We start from the raw sequence: 20,087 nt of genomic DNA, 5'->3' as shown, positions 1-20,087 counted from the left end.
CGGTCACACAAACCGGTTCACCACGGCTTTCACCGAGGACAGATAGGAACTTCCAAAAAGGTTGAGGTGATTGAGCAGATGGTACAGATTGAAAATCTGTTTCCGGTTTTCGTATCCCGGATTCAGGGGAAACACTTCGTGATAGGCGTCGTAGAACCGTTGCGGCAGACGGCCGAACAGTTCCGTCATCGCAAGGTCCGCTTCGCGCAGACCGAAATAGCTGGCCGGGTCAAAAATGCACGGCGTGCCGTAGCGGTCGGCGAAATAATTGCCCGACCACAGGTCTCCGTGGAGCAATGCAGGTTTTTCGCCTTCCAGGTCCATCAAGAGGTGGAGTTTGTTGAGAAGCAGGTCGATACGCTGGTCCACGTTGGTGGGAAGCAGGCCGCGTTTGCGTGCCAGTTCCTGCTGAAACCGCAGGCGGTGTTCGCGAAAAAAAACGAGCGGATTGGTCTCCGGCTGGTTGATCTGCACCGTGGAACCGATGTAGTTGTCCCGGTCGAAACCGTAAAACTGGTGCGACATGTGGTGGAGTCCCGCCAGTCCGCGTGCGAAGCGCTCGTGGAAATCACTATTGGGCGTGCCCGGTTCGATGTATTCAAGAAGCAGGTAGCGGGGATTGATTTCTTCGGGAAGACCTATGACCTGCGGAACGCGCGGGCCGTTCTTGGCGCGTCCCATGAGGCGGAGCGCATCCGCTTCCCGCGCGAAGAAGTCGGGCGGCGGCTGGTCGTTGTGCTTGACGAACACGCGGTCGCCGTTGGACAGGGTCAGGAGGAGCGTTTCATTGATGCACCCCCCGCCAATGGATTGCGTGTTCCGGATTTCCACCGGTTGGCCGTAAACCGTTTTCAGAACGCCGTGCAGTTCGTTTTTCATAAAGACCGATTTCAGAATCGGGTTTTTATGTATTCCAGGATCTGCGGACAGGTCCTGTTCACGATCTCGAACACGTCTTCAAATCCGGACTGTCCCCCATAGTACGGATCGGGCACGTCCAGGTCGCCGTTGGCCTGAGGGTCGAAAGAGCGGAACAGCTTGAGTTTTTGCCCGGCTACCTCCGGGGGGCACATGTATTCCAGACTTTGCAGGTTGGAGCGGTCCATGGCGATCACCAGGTCGAAACGGCGGAAATCCCCGGGCTGAAACTGCTGGGCGATGGAGGTCAGCCGGACTCCCTTTTTGCGGGCGGTCGATTCCATGCGCCGGTCCGGGGGCGAGCCCACATGCCAGTTTCCGGTGCCTGCCGAGTCGATGATGATTTTTTCCTGCAATTTCTGTGAGTTGACGAGGTGCTGAAACACCCCTTCAGCGAGTGGGGAGCGGCAGATGTTGCCGAGGCAAACAAAGCAGATTTCAATGGTTTTGGAGGGGCCCATTGTATATTTGATTTGGCGGCGGAATCCGTTTAAGATGACGCGTGTTTTCCTTACCGGAAAAGCACCTCACGCCCTTTGCACTTTCAAAGTCAAACCGATTCATTCATTGTAAGGTCCGCATCGGGCGGCTTCAACTGCCTTTTGATTAAAAATTATTAATATATCGCAAGAAGGATTCCGTTTTGATCGAACGTTATACACTGCCCGAAATGGCTTTCATCTGGAAGCCGGAAAACCGTTTTCGCATCTGGCTCGCCATTGAAATCCATGCCTGCGAGGCGCTCGCCGATCTCAAACAAATTCCGCAGGAGGCGGTGGACACGATCAAGCAGAAAGCCGGGTTCGACGTTTCCCGCATCGACGAAATCGAAAAGGAAGTGAAGCACGACGTCATTGCGTTTTTGACGTCGGTTGCGGAATACGTGGGGCCGGAAGCGCGATTCATGCACGTGGGCATGACGTCATCCGACGTTCTGGACACGGCGCTGGCGGTCCAGTTGAAGGACGCGTCCAACCTGATCCTGCGTGAACTCGAGCGCTTTGCCGAGGTGTTGAAGCAACGCGCTTTGGAGCACAAGCACACACCGGTCATCGGTCGCACGCATGGCATTCACGCGGAGCCGACTTCGTTCGGCCTCAAGCTGGCGAACTGGTACGAAGAGGTCAACCGCAACCGGGAACGCCTGGAACAGGCGCGCGACCAGATCGCCGTCGGGCAGATCTCCGGTGCGGTCGGCGTGTTTGCAGGGATCGACGTGGATGTGGAGGAATACGTCTGCGACCAGCTGGAACTGAAACCGGCGCGCATTTCCAGCCAGGTCATCCAGCGTGACCGGCACGCGCAGTTTTTCACGACGCTGGCGATCGTCGCCACCACTTTGGAGAAGATCGCCACCGAAATCCGTCACCTGCAGAAAACCGAAGTGCTGGAAGCGGAGGAGTACTTTTCAAAGGGACAGAAGGGGTCGTCGGCGATGCCGCACAAGCGCAACCCCGTGGTCTCCGAACAGATTTGCGGACTGGCGCGCGTGGTGCGCGCCAACGCCATGGCGGCGATGGAGAACATGCCGCTGTGGCACGAGCGTGATATCAGCCATTCGTCTGTGGAACGTATCATCGGCCCGGACAGCACCATCCTCGTTCATTACATGCTGAACAAGATGATCCGCCTGATCGAGCAGTTGGTGGTGTATCCGGACAACATGATGCGCAACCTGGAACTGACGAAGGGGCTGGTTTTTTCCGAACACGTTTTGCTCGCGCTCACGCGCAAGGGCGTGACGCGGGACGAGGCGTACCGCATGGTGCAACGCAACGCCATGCAGGTGTGGGAGCAGGGGGGCGATTTCGTTTCCCTGTTGAAGCAGGATGAGGACATCAAGGAAAAGTTGAGCGCCGAGGAGATCGATCAGGCGTTCGACCTGAAAAAACATTTGCGGAATGTGGACCGCATTTTTGAGAGAGTGTTCAATAAAACAGGATGAGAACATGAAACATAGGATGAAAACATGAAACGATTGGAAAAAATATACGAAGGCAAGTCTAAAAGCATTCACACCACGGACGATCCGGATCTGGTGATCCAGTATTTCAAGGACGATGCGTCTGCGTTCAACGGCATCAAGAAGGGCGAGATCGTGGACAAGGGGATCGTCAACAACCACGTATCGGCGGCGATTTTCAAGTTTCTCGAAGGCAAGGGCATCAAAACCCACATGGTGGAAGAGTTGAATGACCGCGAGATGCTGGTGAAGAAACTGGACATCATTCTGGTCGAGGTGGTTCTGCGCAACGTGGTGGCGGGCAGTCTGGCCAAGCGCATGGGCCGGCCGGAAGGCGAAATCCTGAAGAATCCCATTCTCGAGTTCTATTACAAGGATGACGATCTGGGCGATCCGATGATCAATGAGTACCACATCCGCGAATTCGGTCTGGCGACGGATGCGGAGATCGAAGTGCTCCGGGAGCAGGGTCTCAAGATCAACCAGCTGTTGTGGGACTACTTCAAGGAGCGCAAGATCCGCCTTGTGGATTTCAAACTGGAGTTTGGGCGCCACAAGGGAGAGATTTTGCTGGGCGACGAGATCAGCCCGGACGGATGCCGGCTGTGGCACTGGGATACGAACGAGAAGATGGACAAGGACCGCTTCCGTTTCAACCTGGGGCAGGTGAAGGAAAAGTACGAGGAAGTGTACCACATGATCTGTGGTTGACCGGACGGGGGCCGCTTGCGGCCCCCGGTCTTTACAGTTCCTTGCAGGTGACCTTGGTGGGCGGCGTCATGCCGCACTCCATCGACTCCGTCCGGCCACTGGCGGCCCCGGCGCACGCAGTACTGATGCCGGTCTGCACGGTGGTTTCATAGTCCATGCCTTCCACCTGCTGGCAGATGTCGTAACCGTTGTACGAGATGCACACTTCGCACTCGTACTTGCTTCCCGACCAGATCATCATGAAGGTCATGCCTCCAAAAATTCCCAGGAACAAAATGGTGGCCACGGCGGCCTTGTTCAGTTTCATGGCAGTTACAGATTTCCTTCCTCGGACATGTAGTTCGACACGTCGACGAAAAAATTGTTGCGGTAAAAAATAAGTTCTTCAATGGACTCCCGAACATCGGTGAGTGCCATGTGCGCGTCGCTTTTTTTAGGCAGGCGGGTGCCGTTCGGATACCAGCGGCGGATCACTTCCTTGATGGACGTGACATCGATGTTGCGGTAGTGCAGGTAGTCCGTGAGGTCTTTCATGTAGCGGTCGAGAAACCGCCGGTCCTGCTGGATCGAATTGCCGCAGAGTGGCGAGGTTTTATAGGGGACGTACTGCTTGATGAAGTCCAGCGTTCGCTGTTCGGCTTCTTCCACGGTCAGGGTCGATTCCTTCACTTTCTGAATGAGGCCGGAAGCGGAGTGGGTTTTCTGGTTCCAATCATCCATCCGTTCCAGGATGGCGTCGTCCTGATGGATCACAAGACAGGGCCCCTCCGCCAGGATATTGAGCTGGCTGTCGGTGACAATGGTGGCGATTTCAATGATTTCTTCCTTGTCCGGATCCAACCCGGTCATTTCCAGGTCCATCCACACCAGATTGCTGGAATCCACAAGACTCATAAGTCGACTTTCATGACGGCCGGTTTGCACGCAGGTGTGCGGGTGTTCCGGCCTGTTTTCTTCATAACGGGTTGAGAAACCGATTCTAACCCAATTCTGTTGATATTAAAACCACCCTCCGGGGCCGAAAACGGGCCTCCGGCGGGGGTCATTTAACCAGTCCATACAGGATGGCTTTCTGCAGGTGCAGACGGTTTTCCGCCTGGTCGAAGACGATCGAGGCGGGGCCGTCGATCACTGAAGCGCCGACCTCCTCTCCCCTGTGCGCGGGCAGACAGTGCATGAACACGGCATTCGTGCTGGCGAAGGACATCACCATGTCGTCCACCGTGTAATCAGCGAGATCGTGCAGGCGTTTCTTGCGTTCCTCTTCCTGCCCCATACTGGCCCACACGTCGGTGTACACCACGTCCGCGTCTTTGGCCGCTTCTTCAATGTTGTCCGTCAGGCAGATGTCGAGTTCGTCCCGTTCCGCGTCGTCGAGAATCCATTCCATGGCTTTGGGGGTGATGGTGTAATTCAGCGGGCTGGCGATGGAGATGTGCATGCCCATGCGGATGCAGGCGAACAGAAGGGACACCGCCATGTTGTTGCCATCGCCGATGTAGGCGAGCTTCAATCCCTCCAGTTTGCCGAAGTGTGCCCGGATGGTCATCATGTCCGACAACGCCTGGCAGGGATGGTTGAAATCGGTGAGCCCGTTGATGATGGGAATGGTCGCGTGCTTTGCCAGTTCCACGATGTCGTCGTATGCGAAGGTGCGGATCATGACCGCATCCAGGTACCGGGACAGAACCCTTGCCGTATCTTCAATGGTCTCCCCGCGAGAGAGTTGCATGTCGCCGGGACTGAAAAAGAGCGCCTGCCCGCCCATCTGGAACATGCCCACCTCAAACGAAATGCGGGTACGGGTCGATTGCTTGTGGAATATCATGCCCAGCGATTTTCCGGCAAGCGCATTGCGGTAGGCCTCCGGCTGGCGCTTCATGTCCTCTGCGAGGTCAAGCAGGGCGGACAACTGCTCGCGGGTGAAATCCGTGAGCACCAGAAAATCTTTTTGCGGCAAAGAGATGTCCATACGGGCTTTCGTGGGGTGCGTCGAAAAGGGGTTATTTTACACGATCCCGGCCTGCAGGAATACCCCCTATTGTGCCGGTTTTCAGCGGGAGGATTCCGCCTGTTCCGGGCTTTGGGGAAGGGTTTCGGCCGGGTCGCCTGCATCCAGCACCAGGGTCAGGCACTTGTTCGCACCGCCGGCTTTCATGAACTCGTCCACCGGGCAGAGCACCACGGCAAAGCCCAGGGATTCCAGCCGCTCCCGCAAGGCCGGGGTGGCGTGATTCATGAAAAGGGTCTTGTGTACGCGGGCGGTGTTGCAGGCAAAGTGTTCGGCATCCTCCTGCGAGACGACGATGCGGTTTTCCGGAGCGATGCGTGCCTCGATCTGCCGCAGGCTGTCGGCGTCGAACGCTTCCGGGAAATACATCGCCCGGTCGTCGGGCAGGGGGCAAAAGCAGGTGTCGAGGTGGTAAAAGCGCGGATCGACGAGATGGAGCGACACCACGGGCCGTGCCAGTTTCTGCTCCAGAAAACGGTGTGCCGCGAGATCCGTGCGGAACCCCCAGCCCGCCCAGATCCAGTCCTGGCCCGGTTGTGGAAGAGCATCGCCTTCGCCTTCGAACGCGATGCCATCCGCCAGTTTCACGATCTCGCTGTCATTCTGCCGGAACCATTCCAGATAATGCGGTTCTTCCCCCTGGCGTTCCTTGTGACGGAAACGGCTCAGCACAAACACCCCGTCCACCAGAAGCCCCGCGTTGGCGGTGAACACCATATCGGGAGATTCGCGCCGCGGCTCGATGAGGTGCACCTCCGCCTTTTCGGTCAACGCATGGTAAAAGGCCTCCCACTGGGCGCGGGCGCGGTCGGTGTCGATGTGGTCGATCTGGTCTTCCATCCACGGATTGATCACGTAACGGACGCCGAAATGGTCCGGCGCACACATCAGCATTTTGGGCTTCATGGCAGACCTCCTGAGAAACAGGGTTCTTATATTTAGATGAGGCCCGCCATGCAGAGGATTCGCCTTAAATTTTAAATAAATATTTGAATTTTGGTATGTTATGGAGAATCGAGGGGGTGGGGTTGACCCTTTTTACAGGTTCAGGGTTTCCTCGTACTGGCGGAACACGCCGGTCTCGTACGTGTCGCGGATGGTGCGTATGTTGTTGGTGAGCCACAGGTTGGAGAAATCCGGCGGGTAGGGGGCGAAACTTTTCATCTGGCCGATCATGATGCGCACGTTCTGGTACCAGGAAATGTTTTTCTGTTCCTTGAAGAGAGCGCGCGCCTGGCGCAGCCTCTTCACAGCCTCATCGGTCTTGCCATTGCCGAACAGGGCCAGCCCGAGGCCCACGTGCCCCAATCCTTCCTGCGGGCGCATCTTGACGACTTCCTGAAACGCGGCCACGGCCTGGTCAAACCGTTGGACGGCACTCATCATGTTGGCGAGGTTGAACTGAACATCGTAGTGGTCAGGATACTTGTCCGCCAGGGCCTGCGCCGCTTTCATGGCCTCCAGGAAACGCCCGGTTTTTGCGTAAGCAATGCACATTTTCACCCCGGCATAAATGTGCATGTTTTTCGGTGGACTGGTTTCAATGTACTTCTGCCACGCGGCGATGGATTCCGCAACAAACTCATCACGATCGAGGGTCAGGGCCTCTTGGAGTTCCGGGCTCTGGGGCGCGGCCACCGCACCGGGAACCGCGGCTGTCAGCCACAGCATCAGGAATGTCATCGGGAAAAAAAGGTAACCGCGTGTCATAGGCGTCTCGCTGTCAGTCAGGCCACTTCTGCCGGTTCGTTGGGAAAGATCGGCTTGATCTCGATCAGCGGCCGAAGGGCGTTTTTGAGTTGGGTTTTGAACTTGTCCTCTTCCTGGATGATCTTGCGCACGTCTTCCGGCCGAACGTAAAACACGTTGGACGCGTTTTCAAGCGTGGTGTGGATCACCGCCCGTTCGATTTTCATGTTCAGGTCGGAGAAGACCCTGGTTTCCATCATCATCGTGCCCAGGATATCGTGCGTCTCCACCTTGACCGTGCGCCCGATGATGGACACCTTCAGCTTGATGTCGTTGTACTTGCTCACCTGGTGGCTGGAGTTCAAGGCACGGCCGCGGTAAAGCGAGGCGATGTCCAGGTTGCCGACAAACACACGCCGGAGGTCGTCGATCACCTGCTTCTGGATGAAAAAGAAATTGGAGAAATCGACCGGGTCGCCCGTGGCGCTGACCACCTTGAAAATGTCGAACACGTTGTCGTCCAGCGTGTGGACGTTGGCCTCAATGATGCTGAGATGGTTGAACGCCAGCACCGCCGCGATTTTGTACAACAGGCCCTGCTGGTCGCGTGTGCACACCACCAGTTCTGCCGGATGTTCTGGTTTGTAAAACAACTCCGTGGCGAAACCTTCGCGCGATTTTTTGAACTGGTCGTAGATCTGCAACTGCGACTGAAGATCGCGAGGCAGGCGGATCATTTTCAGAAATTCCTGCTTCACGGGAATCGGCACGCTTTCACGTTTCTTGAACTGGAGCGTGAACTGGTAGAAATACTTGAGCTGGTCGATCTGCGTCTGGGTCATCTTCATCTTGGTGCCCGCGCGGTCTGCGTAGGTGAGAAGGATCAGCATCTTGAGCCGCTCGACGTTTTTCTCCACCAGGTCCCAGATCATCTCGTACGTTGTGTCGTCGTCCGGATCGAGCATCATGAGGTCCCGCATCATGAGGTGTTTCTCGACGAGGAACGCGATGTCGCGGATCATCTTCTGGTTTTTGCCGAAGCCCAGGTTTTCCAGGATGCGCGGCACCGCGCGCGAGCCCACCAGCTCCTCGTTTTCCCCCTCGGTTTTGAGTCCCTTGCCGATATCGTGCAGCAGCACCGACAGGCGCATGGTGGATTTGTCCTTGAGCGAATGGTACAGGCCGGTGAGAAAAGGGTCGGCTTCCGGATCGATGTCCAGCCGGTTGAGCGCGTCGAGCGCTGCCAGTACGTGGATGTCCGTCGGGAACAGGTGCACGTAGATGTCCTGCAGCAGCCCGCTCAGGTTTTTGAATTCCGGGATGAAAAAGCTTTCCAGCAGGCGGAACTCGTGCAGGTAGCGTAGAGCCCGGGCGAAGTGTTTGCCACGCAGAATGGCATGGAACAATTGCTGAACCTGTACCTGATCCGCTCCGCTCTGGAACATCGGAAGCATCTGATCGGCATGGCGTTCGATGGCGCGAACGACCGGGTACGAAAGAAAGTAATTCTTTCGCGACACCCACACGAACAACTCGAGGATGGGCAGGGGCGAATCCCACGTCACGTCTTCCCTGTCATCCTGGAGTACGATCTGCGATTCCGAGTTGAGTGCGAAATCCGGTGACAGCCGGCGTGTTTTCTCCGTTGAGGGCGTGATGCCGTCCCAGAACAGGTTGCGGCTGAAACGCTTCATCGGCAGGACCGCGTTGAAAAAGTATTCCTGGAAAAATTCCCGAACCTTTCCGGCGTAGCCCATCGACTCCGCGATCACTTCCCGCACCTCGTAGCTGAGTACGTCGCGGTGCGAGCCTTTCTGGTGACAATGCAGGAACAGGCGCATACGCGAGACGAAATTCAGCGCTTTTTTCATGTTTTTGAAAGCCGTCGTGCTCAGCTTTCCGGTGTTGTACAGTTCCACCAGCAGTTCAAATTGATTGATCTCGTGATACCCCCCCTGGATGCGGACGAGGCTGAGTGCCCAGTACAGGCGGCGCAGTTCCTCCTTCAGGTTCGGTTCCTGGCGAAACACGGTATTCGGCACTTCAAAATAATGTTTGTACTGAAGGCAGTGCCGGATGATCTTATCCTTGTGAATGAGGCTCGCGGTTTTTATGGAGCTGGTGAACTCGCGGTACACCAGCGGATTGCCCGCCACCAGGCGGTGTTCGAGCAGGGAGTGGAATGACGCGACCTCGTTTTCCTTCAGGTCCAGGCTTTCCGTATCGATTTCTGAATGGCCCGTGCTGGCGGCGGTGGGAAAGATGTCCTGGTACACCAGCAGGTAATCGAAGAAATTGATCAACTGGTAACCCCGCTCCTTTTCCTCTTCTGCCGCCCCGGTGCGGACCACGATCTGCATGTCCACGTCGGAGTGGAAGTACATTTCTTCGCGGCCGTACCCGCCACGGGCGATCACCGCCACCGGGAAATCATGATTCCCCCACGGTTCGGTTCTGCCGCGGTTGCACATCCACACCGCACGCGCAAACCCCGTCTGCACCACCGCATCGACCAGCGCCGTGCGTTTCAGCAGCAGCAGATGGCTGTTCTCGGACTGCTGGAGTTCCTTTTGCAGCAGATCGGTTTCCTTTTGCACGAACAGGGCGAGCTTCTTTTTGAATTCCAGGTAAAACGGCTGGGGGTTGTTGTCCTGGATGGAAGGCAGGTCCTGCGGGTCGGTGAGCTGGTCCAGTTGGGAGACGAGACTCTCCCTGTATTCCTGAGCTTGCTTTCGGTTGGTCTGATACAGTTCAAGCATCTGGACTCGCCACCTGCCTGCCGGACGCGGAAAGCGACGGCAGGACCGTACAAGGTTCAAATTAAATGGATTGTATCACCCAGCAGGATAAACCAAACGCCTGTGTGTTTCAAGCGGAGAGCCTCAGAATTGCCTGAAAAATCAGTAGTTTATGTCGAGGCTACAGGGTCCGGCCCATGAGTTGCACAAACGGGCGGATGTTTTCCACCAGCCTGACGAACTTCGACGGTTTGAGCGACTGCGGTCCATCAGAGAAGGCATTGACCGGATCCGGGTGCACCTCGATCATCAACCCGTCCGCTCCGGCGGCCACGGCGGCCCGTGCCATCGGCTCCACCAGGTCCCAGTGGCCGGTGGCGTGGCTGGGATCGATCACGACCGGAAGGTGGGTCTCGCGTTTGAGCACCGGCACGCAGGCGATGTCCAGCGTGTTGCGGGTGGCGGTTTCGAAGGTGCGGATGCCGCGCTCGCACAGGATGACGTCCTTGTTGCCCTCGGACAGAATGTATTCCGCCGACATGAGGAATTCCTTGATGGTGGTCATCATGCCGCGTTTCAGGAGCACGGGTTTGTTCACCTTGCCCAGTTCCTTGAGGAGCGAGAAGTTCTGCACGTTGCGCGCACCCACCTGCAGCACGTCGGCGTAACGCGCGACCAGTTCCACGTCGCCGGGGTTCATGACTTCGGTGACGATGGGCAGGCCCGTCGCTTCCTTCGCCTCCTTCAGGAGCTTGAGGCCTTCTTCTTCCAGACCCTGGAAGCTGTATGGGGAGGTGCGCGGCTTGAATGCGCCGCCTCTCAGCATGTTGGCTCCGGCGTGTTTCACGGAGCTGGCGGTGGCCATCATCTGGTCGTGGCTTTCCACCGAGCAGGGACCGGCGATCAGCGCCAGGCGGTCGCCGCCGATGGCGAACCCGTCGCATTCGATCACTGAATTCGCGTTTTTGATTTCGCGTCCGGCCAGTTTGTACGGTTTGAGGATGGGGATCACGTCCTCGACACCCGGCATGGAGTCGAGAACTTCCATGAGGTGATCCTTGAAATGTTCGTCACCGACCGCGCCGATGACCTTGCGTTCCACTCCCTGGATCTCGTGGGGAGTGAATCCGTTTTCCTTGATTTTATCCTTCACGGCCTGGACCTCCTCCGGGGAGGTGTCCGCCTTGAGCACTACGATCATTGCCAACTCCTTTTATGAGGTTGGTATCAAATTAGCATGCTTTTAAAAATCCAGTCAAGACAGCACTTTACAAAGAAATCAACCGTTTTCCACACCCGGCTGCAACGCCGGGTTCCGGCTTTGTGTTTTTCGGTTTTCGGCAGGGGGGGACGGGGCGGGAGATGAAATTTTTGACAGCTTTCATGGAAGTGTGATAATTAACAAACTCTTGAGGATTCTCTCCTTTTTTCGACGCACCACTCACTCCCGGAGGCCGGATGGAAATCAAAATCGGACGCGACGCCTTTCTCAACGGGGTGCACAAGGTTCAGGGCATCGTGGAAAGCAAAGGCGCCATGCCCATCCTGTCCCACACGCTGATCTCCACTGAAAAAAAAGGCGTATACCTGCAGGCGACCGACCTCGAAATCGGCATGAAGCGGTTCTGCCCGGCAAATGTGGTCACCCAGGGCTCGGTCACCGTCAACGCGCGCAAGCTGTTCGATATATTGAAGGAGCTTCCGGACCTGGAGGTGACGCTGAAAAAGGAGGACAACGACTGGGTGACGATCACCTGCGGCAAGTCGAAGTTCCGCCTGCCCGGCCTGGCGGCGGCGGATTACCCGAAGCTTCCGGAGTACAGCGAAGAGCCTCTGATGGAATTCAGCGGACCGCAACTGCGGGAGATGATCCGCAAAACCTATTTCGCCATCTCACCGGACGAAACCAGGCAGGCCCTGAACGGTCTGCTCCTGGAAAAGGAAGACAACCACGTAAACCTGGTCGGCACCGACGGCCATCGCATGACGTTCATCAAACGTCCCCTGCTCAAGGCAAACGCCGACAAGGTGGACAAGTCAGGTTACCTGTTACCGAAGAAATTGTTGACGGAATTGTTGAAGCTGATGGAAAGCGACGACGCCACCTGCTCGTTTTCCGTGAAGGACAACCAGCTCGCGTTCATCCAGGAACAGCAGGTCATCGTGTCGCGCAAGATCGACGGCAAGTTTCCCAACTACCGGCAGGTGATCCCCGGCGACAACAACCTCAAGGTGACGGTCAACACCGAATCGCTGGTGCATGCGCTCAAACGCGTGGCCCTGCTGGCGGATGAAAAATCGAAGATGGTGCGGTTCGACATCACTCCGGGGCTGATGACGCTGGTGTCCGAGGGAACCGAAATCGGCAACGCCACCGAGGAACTGGAGATCAATTACGACGGCGAACCGGTATCCATTGGCCTCAACGCGCGTTACATCCTGGATGTGCTGGCGGTGGTGGAGGAACCTGAGGTGGTGATGAACCTGAAAGACGAAAACCACTCCTGCCTGTTGACCATCAACGACGACAAGGACTACCTCTCCATCGTCATGCCCATGCGGCTGTGATCCGGCGCGTTCCCACCCCAATCTGATTTCTTTTTAAAAATCGAAAAAGCGGTCGAGGGATTCGTCCGCGCGGGGCAGGTGACCGGTGACGCCTTCCCACACTTCCTTCGTCTCCATGCACAGATAGACGTCCACCTCCGGCGCGCGCCGTTTGATGGTGGTGCGCAGGGTGTCGTAAGCGTGATTGCGCAAAGGCCGCAGGTAACGAAACTTGCCGTCGGCGCCGGCGACGTGCTCCTGCGTGAGCAGGCGGGTATGGGGATGCCGTTCCTTAATGACGCGTTTCAGGTTCGGACGGTAGCGGAAACTGCCGAGGCTGATCCATTCCAACTGGTGGGCGGGCAGGGTGTCGAAAACCTGTTCGATCAACCGCCCGTACGCTCTTTCCCAGCCGTCGAACAGGATCACCGGGTCGAGATGGATCCCCACCTGGAAGCCGTGTTCCGCGCAACGCCGCGCCGCGTCCAGCCGTTGGGCCAGTGACGGCGTGCCGGTCTCTTCCCGCTCGACAATTTCTTCGGGGTTCAGCGACCACGACACGATGACATTGGTCGGGTCAGGTTGTTTGAGCAGGTTGTCCACGCAGTCGGACTTGGTTTTGAGTTCCAGCACCGCGTTGTTCTGCCGGTTGAAAAACGGCACCAGGTAATCCGTGTAAGGCAGAAGGTCGTCGAGCGCAAGGCTGTCAGTGACTTCGCCGGTGCCGACGCGGAACGACCGGTCCGGGTGTTCGCAAAACTCCTCTTCCAGTTCCGCCAGCAGGTCGTCGATGTTGACGAAGGCGGTGAGCAGGGGATTGTTTTCCAGAAAATCCTGCAGGAAGCAATACGAGCAATCGTACACGCAGTTCTTGATCAGGTTGACGACGTAGTAGTTGCAGCACACCATGCCGGGACTCAACCCCGGGCACTTTTTAAGAAACGATCCCTTGAAGGTAGTGAGGGCGAGCTGCCGCTTGGCCGCGCCAAACACATCGACCGCCTCCTCGCGCAGGGTTTCGACTGCACTTTCCGGAGTGTGGTCCCGCCGTACGGGAACGCCGGGCAGGGTCTCCAGCACCCTCTGGGTGAAGGGGTGGTCCTCCGCCGGGGTGTCCAGCACGATGAGGTCGGGTTCGAAGGGCATGGTCTATTTTATTGAAAAAATTAACTTTATTCGATTTTTCGCTATTGTCTGAATGGGGGCTATCTGCGATAATATACAGGTTTTTAGAGGAGGAGGGAACGTGAAATCAAGCACTTTCCCGCCTGTCCTCATTATTGCCGGATTTTTCCTTTGGGTCTCCGGGCCGGACTTTTGAGTGGCTGAAATGGATTTGGAACCAACGCAGGAATCTTCGTTATTAAAAGACCAGGATTGGCCGCAGAAGAAAAAAGGTCCGAGTCCGTTCTGGGTGGTGCTGTATACGCTGATGGGTTTCGGCACGTTCCTTTTCTTCAATAAAGACACCGATCTGGTTCGGGATCTCCTTGGCCTCGTTCCCCAGAAACCGGTGCAGGAGATGGTGAATGCCACGCCTCTGGGCCCTGCGGTGGACTGGGTGGAGGAGAAAACCCAGGACCTGCCGAATGAAGGCGGCTGGATCGCCGGCAATGCGGAAGCTTTCATGGCTGAGCTGGAATCGTCCGTTCTGCCGGAGGTGCAGAAGACGGCGTACGACCCTTCCGCGCTCGAACAAAGCCGACTGCACACGCTCGACTTGGAGGTGAAGCTGTCGCTCACGCATTCGTTGTGTGCGCGCCTGCCCGCCGACGACTGCAAACGCCTGTCCGCCTATGCCGCGCGCATTCTGTCGTGGTACCTCGATGTCAGCCAATCGGTGCGCAAGGGCGATCGCTTGTCCCTCGTCTACGAGGAGATCGAAAGCGAGGAACGCTTTCGTATTCTTAAGCTGGTATACGACAGCCGGTTTCTGAAACAGGTGATTGAGGCCAACTACTACCGTGCACCCAACATGAAATACGGCAGTTATTTCGATAAATCCGGGCGCGAACTGTTTCCCCGCCTGCGCAACCACAGCGCTCCCATCCGGAAATATGAAGCCATCACCTCGCTGCCCGGCGACTATCGAAGGGGCAAGGTGGACGGTCATCACGGTACCGACTTCAAGGCCGAAGTGGGCACGCCGGTTTACGCCAGTTTCCACGGACGCGTCACCCGCACGAACTGGAACCGCAGCCACAACGGCTATTGCATCGAGATTGTGCATCCGCGCGAAGGCGTGCGCACACTCTACCTGCACCTCGACCGCGTGATGGTGCGGCGGGGAGAATACGTGAAACGCGGCCAGCAGATCGGCACCTCCGGCAACACAGGACGCAGCTTCGCGCCGCATCTGCACTACGAGGTGCGCCGCCTGGGCCAGGGCGGCCGCATTCACAACCCGTTCGAGTTCAGGCACCACAAAACCCATGTCCGCCGCATCCCCTCGCAGGCGATGAATGAATTCACATCCCGGGTGCGGCATTACGACGCGGTGCTTGAAGGCAAACCCTTCCTGCAGGTCAGGGCCGAGACGCAAAAGAAAGCGAACTCCTGACCGGTTCCCACGGTCGCACCGCGTTTCGGCAATCCCTCTCCCAACCTGTATAATTGAAATCATTCACCCTGCGTGAATTGCAGGGTTTTTTTTGTCTTACGAAAGGAAAGCGGATTCCGTGCGTTCCGGAAAAATCAAAATCAAGGTCTCGAAAACAGTGCAGAAGCGTATCCTGAGCGGCGACCCGTGGGTGCGGTTCTACCAGATGAAAGACCGCAGGGTGTCGGGTGCCGCAGGTGACCTGGGCGTGGTGTACGATTCCGCCAACAAGTTCCTCGCCGTCGGTCTGTTCGATCCTTACTCCGACATACGCCTGCGTATCCTGCAAACCCGAAAACCGGTGATCATCGACCGTGATTTTTTCATGGAGCGATTGCGTGCGGCGGCGGCGTTGCGTGGGGGACTGGAAGCGGAAGACACGACAGGATACCGTCTCGTCAACGGGGAAAACGACGCCCTGCCGGGGCTGGTGGTGGACCGCTACGCGGGAACGCAGATCGTAAAGGTGTACACCTCTGCATGGTTGCCGCATCTGCCTATCCTCGTGGCGTTGTTGACAGAAGAGTTTGGTGCGGAGCGACTGATTCTGCGATTGAGCCGCCACGTGCAGAAAGTCGATGCGGGAGGGTACCACGACGGCCAGGTGCTGGCGGGCGTCCCGGTTGAGGGCCCGGTTGAGTTTCTGGAAAATGGATTGCGTTTTACAGCCGACGTGGTGGCGGGACAAAAGACGGGATTCTTTCTCGATCAGCGCGACAACCGGCAGGAGGTGCGCCGCCGTGCTTCGGGAAAAACAGTGCTCAATGTGTTCAGCTACACGGGCGGGTTTTCCGTTTATGCGCTGGCGGGAGAATGCGAATCGGTCACGGAACTCGAAATCAGCCGGCCCGCGCTCGATGCCGCTCGTGCCAATACGGTTTTGAATTTCGGTGAAGAGGCAGCGAGTTCGGGGCGGTTTTCACAGATTCAGGGTGATGCCTTTGAAGCACTGGAGCGCCTGAATGCGGAAGGCACAACATTCGACCTGGTGATTCTGGATCCGCCGGCGTTCGCCAAGAGCAAAAAGGACAAACCGAACGCGATTCGGGCCTACCAGCGGCTGGTCCGGCTCGGGGCGCGCGTGACCTCAAAGGGGGGGACGTTATTTTCTGCGTCCTGTTCCGGGCCGGTGGCAGCGGATGAATTTTACCGGGCGGTCGAGCAGGGACTGAAAGCCGGGAACCGGACCCCCGCAAAAATGCTCAAAACGGGGCATGCTTTGGATCACCCGGTGACCTTCAGGGAAGGGGCGTATCTCAAGGGGGTGTTTCTGGAGTTTTCTGGCTAAGTTAAGGAATATAAGGAGTTACTGGAGTCCGAAGGGCGGGAAAAGAACGCAAAAAGTAGTGATGAATCAAAGGAGGGGGAAATTTTGGGCGCTGAAACGATACCAGTTGCAAATGAATGCTTTGAGATTTCCCTGAATACAACCTTCGAACTTGTAAAAGAGAAACAATCCCAAATCAATACCAAGTAAGCGGGAGCAACCTCAGCTCTTTTTCCGTTTCGTAGCTTTTCTCTTGGTCGCTTTCTTTTTGGTTGCCTTCTTCTTGGTCGCTTTTTTCTTAGTAGCTTTTTTCTTGGTAGCCTTTTTCTTCGTGGCTTTTTTCTTTGTTGCTTTCTTCCGTGTTACTTTCTTTTTCGTTTTCGCCTTGGCTTTGGTTTTGGTTTTCGCCTTAGCCTTGGTCTTGGTTTTTGCTTTGGATTTTTTCTTGGTTGCCATCAAGAACTCCTTTCGTTTAAAAATATCTGGTATGTCTCAGCGCCCAAATATTTTAATGTATTTTATTCCATACACTTACTTTGTCAAGAAAATATTGTCAAAAAATGAGGCAGTTGTGGTTTGATGGGTGAAGTGTTTATGGTTTTGTCTGCATGTTCCGCAGTGCGTGTGCTTCATTTGTTTTTTAGCATGCATGTCGGAAACATGCATAAAATGGCCTTAAAATAGAGTACTGCTTTTTTTACATCGAATAAAAGTTTTGAGCAAGGAACGTTTTGCATACTGAATCAGAACCGGAAAAAAACTGAAAAAATTTATGAGTGTTCGTATCCCCAATCACCCCATTCCCGGTTTGGACGTGTGTTCGCGGCTTGTTCACGGGGTCAGCCCGCGTTGCGCGGTTCATGAAGATGGAACCGTCGAACCGTTGCATCTGGGAAGAGACGAAATGGAAAGCGCGTCGGTGGAGCACCGCCGATGGTTTTTGCAATCACTGGGTATCGAACACGATCGCCTGTTCCTCGCAAAGCAGGTTCACAGCGACCGAGTTGTGGTGATCGACCGCGAATCGATGACCCCGGCGCAGGTGGGCGGCCAGGAAGCGGACGCGCTGGTGACACACCTGAAGGACACCCCCATCGGTGTGATGACCGCCGACTGCGTTCCCGTTATCCTCTACGACGAAAAGGCGCATGCCGTGGGCGTGGTGCATGCCGGGCGGCGTGGCACCCAGCAGGGAATCCTCACTCGAACGCTCGATGCGATGAAAGTGATCTACGGAAGCCGTCCGGAACAGGTGGTGATGGGACTCGGGCCGGCCATCGGCCCCTGCTGTTACGAGGTGGACGAGGATTGCGTCACTCCGTTCAAAAACCGGGATGGGGGCTGGCAGGCATTCAGCACACCGGGCCAACCGGGAAAATACATGCTCGATTTGTGGATGGCGAATCGCATGGAAGCCGAGCGTGCGGGCATCCTTCCGGATCGCATCCATCTCCACGGCGATTGCACCGCCTGCCATCCTGACCGCTGGTTCTCCTACCGCAGGGAAGGGCAAACCGGACGCATGATCACCCTCGCCATGCTGAAAGACTGAATTACCCCATTGCCAGACGGGATTGAGTGCGTGTTCGTGCTACAATATTTTCCATCACGATCCGATTTTGAATCAGAAGGCGGCATCGGTTGAAAGGAAATCGACCGATCGGCGCCGCTATTCATATAAGTCAGAAACCAACGATGCCATCCGAAAAGTATCCCGTGTCCCAGACTCCCGCACCCAAACTGCCGTTTCCCGTCGAATGGATCAAAACCCAGCCGCAGAAGGTTGAGGAATTGCTCAACAAACTGTCGGTAGCGGACCAGGCCCGCTGTGTCCTGCAACTGCACGGCGTGCAACAGCAGGCCCTCATCCTGTTGTCGAAACAGGCGGTCTCCGTGGTGCGCGCTTTGCCGGACGAGGAGCTGTACCAGACGGTGAAGGAGATCGGGCAGGAAGACGCTCTGCCGCTCATCGCCATCTGTTCGCAGAAGCAACTCCAGTTCATGTTTGACATGGAGTGGTGGCAGGCGGATAAATTTTCTCCCAAACGGGCCGTCGAATGGCTGGGGCTGGTCGCCGACGCCAACGACCAGCAACTCCTGCACTGGCTTTATACCGAGGACTTCGACCAGAAAGTCATGGTCCTTCAGTCCCTCATCAAGGTGTACAAACGTGACGAGATGACGGACCAGTATGAGAATGTGGAGAACCTGCCGCATTACTCTCCGGACGGGGTGTACGACATTTACTTCAAGGACGCCGAGGCGGAGAAACCCCTCACGCGCATCTTCAAAATGCTGTACAGCGAAAACCAGAAGCTGTTGCATTCGCTGATGGAGGGAGTCATCTGGTACGGCGTGACCCCGACGGTGGAGACGTCCTACCGCTGGTACCTGGCGCGCAACGAGGAGCGGGGGGTACTTGCTTTCGAGGAAGCGTTCCAGGTGTACAGCCTGCTCGACGCGCAGACGCTGAAGGAGTCGTTGCCGTCCGCCGACGATTTCCGCACCGAGGACATCCGCCACACCCTCGCGCCGGCGTTTCCGCTGGAAGACCTCGATCCGGGAACGTTCTTCGGCCAGTGCCTGGCCATCGTGAAATCGGCCGAACGGTTCCATGCCATCAGCTGGGAGCTGGCGTGGCTGTTTCATAAAGTGATGGTGGCAGACCGGGGTGACTTTGCCGACATCCACCAGCGTCACGAGGCGATGCGCAAACTGCTGGGCTACATCAACATCGGCCTCGAACTCGGTGCAGGGGGGGACATCCAGAAGGGTGAGACCCTGCTCACCAAAACTTACATGCAGTCGCTGTTCCAGGTGGGGTACGCGGCGCTCATGCGGCTCAAGTGGGAAGGCGAGAAGCTGCTCAAGGAAAACGGACGGCTGGTGGAGTACGTGTTGCCTGCGGGCCTGGTCGATCACTTCGCCGCGATCGTGGACCGCTTCCCGAAAATCGGGGTGCTGGTGCAGGAGGGCGACGAGGTCGCCGAAACCAACGTCCAGTGGGCTCACCCGCGCGCGCTGGAAGACCTCGCTCTCATGGAAGATTTCCTGATAAAAACCCGGTTTTACGTGCGGCTGGCCAAGCAGGGATTCAATCTGGATGAAAAACGCATCGAAGAATTGAAGGACCAGTGCACGCATCCCGCGTCCATCGACGATTTCAACATTGTGGTGCTGACCACCACCGCACTCGCGCAGTCCACCCTGTTTGGTCATCTGGCGTGTGATCCTCTGCCGGAGGTGGCCGCGAAAACGTTTTTGCAAACCGTGTTCGTCCACAACATCCATCCCGACGACCCGCACACCGTGGACGAAGACAAGGTGGCCTCCTTCCGGGACACGCTTTTGGGCGCCTCGATGGCGTGGAGCGACGAGGACCGGGCGTCTCTCGAGCAGCTGCTGAAAGACGCGGTCGCCAACCTGGAACACCATTTCGGCAGGCTGAACCTCAAGGAGAAGATCGATTGGAAATTCACCCGCGGCCTGCTTTTGCAGTGAATGCGGTGTGGTTTCAGGAGGTTAGGAGAGCGGTCCCGCCCGGACTGTTTTTTTGATTTTCAAACGTGAAAAAAGAGTGTACCATCACTCTCCACCCTGAAGCCGGAAGGTCTCCCGCAAGGCCCCTCCGGCGGGTATTGAGT

At 56.6% G+C, this 20,087-nt stretch carries 18 protein-coding genes; 7 read left to right on the top strand and 11 right to left on the bottom strand.

The window, feature by feature from the left end:
* Positions 1-3: 3 nt before the first annotated feature.
* Both ACTRW9_RS09175 and ACTRW9_RS09170 read right to left on the bottom strand, forming a co-directional pair.
* Entirely contained in the window at positions 4-879 is an 876-nt protein-coding gene (locus tag ACTRW9_RS09175; RefSeq protein ID WP_442429105.1) for a fructosamine kinase family protein, read from the bottom strand.
* A gap of 11 nt (positions 880-890) precedes the next feature.
* On the bottom strand, positions 891-1,379 hold the full coding sequence (locus ACTRW9_RS09170; RefSeq protein WP_442425941.1) for a low molecular weight protein-tyrosine-phosphatase: 489 nt from the start codon (positions 1,377-1,379) through the stop codon (positions 891-893).
* Positions 1,380-1,561: 182 nt separating this feature from the next.
* Here ACTRW9_RS09170 and purB point away from each other — a divergent pair, with 182 nt between their 5' ends.
* Positions 1,562-2,863, top strand: coding sequence for an adenylosuccinate lyase (gene purB / locus ACTRW9_RS09165; protein WP_442425940.1), 1,302 nt, complete (start codon positions 1,562-1,564; stop codon positions 2,861-2,863).
* Positions 2,864-2,887: 24 nt separating this feature from the next.
* Entirely contained in the window at positions 2,888-3,592 is a 705-nt protein-coding gene (purC, locus tag ACTRW9_RS09160) for a phosphoribosylaminoimidazolesuccinocarboxamide synthase (RefSeq protein ID WP_442425939.1), read from the top strand.
* Between the two features lie 31 nt (positions 3,593-3,623).
* Here purC and ACTRW9_RS09155 read toward each other — a convergent pair whose 3' ends face one another.
* The 7 genes from ACTRW9_RS09155 to aroF form a co-directional block, all read right to left on the bottom strand.
* The gene (locus tag ACTRW9_RS09155) at positions 3,624-3,899 is read right to left on the bottom strand and encodes a hypothetical protein (protein ID WP_442425938.1); all 276 of its coding nucleotides are present in this window, start codon (positions 3,897-3,899) and stop codon (positions 3,624-3,626) included.
* A gap of 5 nt (positions 3,900-3,904) precedes the next feature.
* The gene (gene orn, locus ACTRW9_RS09150) at positions 3,905-4,486 is read right to left on the bottom strand and encodes an oligoribonuclease (RefSeq protein ID WP_442425937.1); all 582 of its coding nucleotides are present in this window, start codon (positions 4,484-4,486) and stop codon (positions 3,905-3,907) included.
* 148 nt (positions 4,487-4,634) lie between these two features.
* Entirely contained in the window at positions 4,635-5,564 is a 930-nt protein-coding gene (gene argF, locus ACTRW9_RS09145) for an ornithine carbamoyltransferase (protein ID WP_442429104.1), read from the bottom strand.
* 81 nt (positions 5,565-5,645) lie between these two features.
* On the bottom strand, positions 5,646-6,509 hold the full coding sequence (locus ACTRW9_RS09140) for a dimethylarginine dimethylaminohydrolase family protein (RefSeq protein WP_442425935.1): 864 nt from the start codon (positions 6,507-6,509) through the stop codon (positions 5,646-5,648).
* Positions 6,510-6,641: 132 nt separating this feature from the next.
* Positions 6,642-7,274, bottom strand: coding sequence for a tetratricopeptide repeat protein (locus tag ACTRW9_RS09135; protein ID WP_442429103.1), 633 nt, complete (start codon positions 7,272-7,274; stop codon positions 6,642-6,644).
* Positions 7,275-7,330: 56 nt separating this feature from the next.
* Positions 7,331-10,051, bottom strand: coding sequence for a hypothetical protein (locus ACTRW9_RS09130; RefSeq protein WP_442429102.1), 2,721 nt, complete (start codon positions 10,049-10,051; stop codon positions 7,331-7,333).
* A gap of 160 nt (positions 10,052-10,211) precedes the next feature.
* Positions 10,212-11,231 carry a 3-deoxy-7-phosphoheptulonate synthase gene (gene aroF / locus ACTRW9_RS09125; protein WP_442425932.1) on the bottom strand — a complete coding sequence of 340 codons (1,020 nt, stop codon included), beginning with the start codon at positions 11,229-11,231 and terminating at the stop codon, positions 10,212-10,214.
* 257 nt (positions 11,232-11,488) lie between these two features.
* Between aroF and dnaN the strand changes: the two genes are divergently transcribed.
* Positions 11,489-12,598 (top strand): DNA polymerase III subunit beta, encoded by a 1,110-nt coding sequence (dnaN, locus tag ACTRW9_RS09120; protein ID WP_442425931.1) that lies wholly within the window; start codon positions 11,489-11,491, stop codon positions 12,596-12,598.
* 33 nt (positions 12,599-12,631) lie between these two features.
* Here the strand turns inward: dnaN and ACTRW9_RS09115 are convergent, their stop codons facing one another.
* On the bottom strand, positions 12,632-13,723 hold the full coding sequence (locus ACTRW9_RS09115) for an SPL family radical SAM protein (RefSeq protein WP_442429101.1): 1,092 nt from the start codon (positions 13,721-13,723) through the stop codon (positions 12,632-12,634).
* Positions 13,724-13,907: 184 nt separating this feature from the next.
* Between ACTRW9_RS09115 and ACTRW9_RS09110 the strand changes: the two genes are divergently transcribed.
* Both ACTRW9_RS09110 and ACTRW9_RS09105 read left to right on the top strand, forming a co-directional pair.
* Entirely contained in the window at positions 13,908-15,137 is a 1,230-nt protein-coding gene (locus ACTRW9_RS09110; RefSeq protein ID WP_442429100.1) for a M23 family metallopeptidase, read from the top strand.
* Between the two features lie 118 nt (positions 15,138-15,255).
* The gene (locus ACTRW9_RS09105) at positions 15,256-16,464 is read left to right on the top strand and encodes a class I SAM-dependent rRNA methyltransferase (protein WP_442429099.1); all 1,209 of its coding nucleotides are present in this window, start codon (positions 15,256-15,258) and stop codon (positions 16,462-16,464) included.
* 201 nt (positions 16,465-16,665) lie between these two features.
* Here ACTRW9_RS09105 and ACTRW9_RS09100 read toward each other — a convergent pair whose 3' ends face one another.
* Entirely contained in the window at positions 16,666-16,899 is a 234-nt protein-coding gene (locus ACTRW9_RS09100) for a hypothetical protein (protein WP_442425927.1), read from the bottom strand.
* A gap of 316 nt (positions 16,900-17,215) precedes the next feature.
* Here ACTRW9_RS09100 and pgeF point away from each other — a divergent pair, with 316 nt between their 5' ends.
* Together pgeF and ACTRW9_RS09090 are read left to right on the top strand one after the other, a co-directional pair.
* Complete coding sequence (pgeF, locus tag ACTRW9_RS09095; RefSeq protein ID WP_442429098.1) at positions 17,216-17,995, top strand: peptidoglycan editing factor PgeF; 780 nt, start codon at positions 17,216-17,218, stop codon at positions 17,993-17,995.
* A gap of 143 nt (positions 17,996-18,138) precedes the next feature.
* A complete protein-coding gene (locus ACTRW9_RS09090) occupies positions 18,139-19,944 on the top strand; it encodes a DUF6178 family protein (protein WP_442429097.1) in 1,806 nt (601 codons plus the stop codon).
* Positions 19,945-20,087 lie beyond the last annotated feature (143 nt).

Origin of the sequence: Nitrospina sp. 32_T5 (assembly GCF_052156635.1) — a bacterium.
Lineage (GTDB): Bacteria > Nitrospinota > Nitrospinia > Nitrospinales > Nitrospinaceae > Nitrospina.
This window is presented reverse-complemented; position numbering and strand designations above follow the sequence as displayed.

Bases quoted from the DNA above. Each gene is read 5' to 3' on its own strand.
- ACTRW9_RS09175 (WP_442429105.1), bottom strand. From the start codon at position 879: ATGAAAAACGAACTGCACGGCGTTCTGAAAACGGTTTACGGCCAACCG.
- ACTRW9_RS09170 (WP_442425941.1), bottom strand. From the start codon at position 1,379: ATGGGCCCCTCCAAAACCATTGAAATCTGCTTTGTTTGCCTCGGCAAC.
- purC (WP_442425939.1), top strand. From the start codon at position 2,888: ATGAAACGATTGGAAAAAATATACGAAGGCAAGTCTAAAAGCATTCAC.
- ACTRW9_RS09155 (WP_442425938.1), bottom strand. From the start codon at position 3,899: ATGAAACTGAACAAGGCCGCCGTGGCCACCATTTTGTTCCTGGGAATT.
- orn (WP_442425937.1), bottom strand. From the start codon at position 4,486: ATGAGTCTTGTGGATTCCAGCAATCTGGTGTGGATGGACCTGGAAATG.
- argF (WP_442429104.1), bottom strand. From the start codon at position 5,564: ATGGACATCTCTTTGCCGCAAAAAGATTTTCTGGTGCTCACGGATTTC.
- ACTRW9_RS09140 (WP_442425935.1), bottom strand. From the start codon at position 6,509: ATGAAGCCCAAAATGCTGATGTGTGCGCCGGACCATTTCGGCGTCCGT.
- ACTRW9_RS09135 (WP_442429103.1), bottom strand. From the start codon at position 7,274: ATGCTGTGGCTGACAGCCGCGGTTCCCGGTGCGGTGGCCGCGCCCCAG.
- ACTRW9_RS09130 (WP_442429102.1), bottom strand. From the start codon at position 10,051: ATGCTTGAACTGTATCAGACCAACCGAAAGCAAGCTCAGGAATACAGG.
- aroF (WP_442425932.1), bottom strand. From the start codon at position 11,231: ATGATCGTAGTGCTCAAGGCGGACACCTCCCCGGAGGAGGTCCAGGCC.
- dnaN (WP_442425931.1), top strand. From the start codon at position 11,489: ATGGAAATCAAAATCGGACGCGACGCCTTTCTCAACGGGGTGCACAAG.
- ACTRW9_RS09115 (WP_442429101.1), bottom strand. From the start codon at position 13,723: ATGCCCTTCGAACCCGACCTCATCGTGCTGGACACCCCGGCGGAGGAC.
- ACTRW9_RS09110 (WP_442429100.1), top strand. From the start codon at position 13,908: ATGGATTTGGAACCAACGCAGGAATCTTCGTTATTAAAAGACCAGGAT.
- ACTRW9_RS09100 (WP_442425927.1), bottom strand. From the start codon at position 16,899: ATGGCAACCAAGAAAAAATCCAAAGCAAAAACCAAGACCAAGGCTAAG.
- pgeF (WP_442429098.1), top strand. From the start codon at position 17,216: ATGAGTGTTCGTATCCCCAATCACCCCATTCCCGGTTTGGACGTGTGT.
- ACTRW9_RS09090 (WP_442429097.1), top strand. From the start codon at position 18,139: ATGCCATCCGAAAAGTATCCCGTGTCCCAGACTCCCGCACCCAAACTG.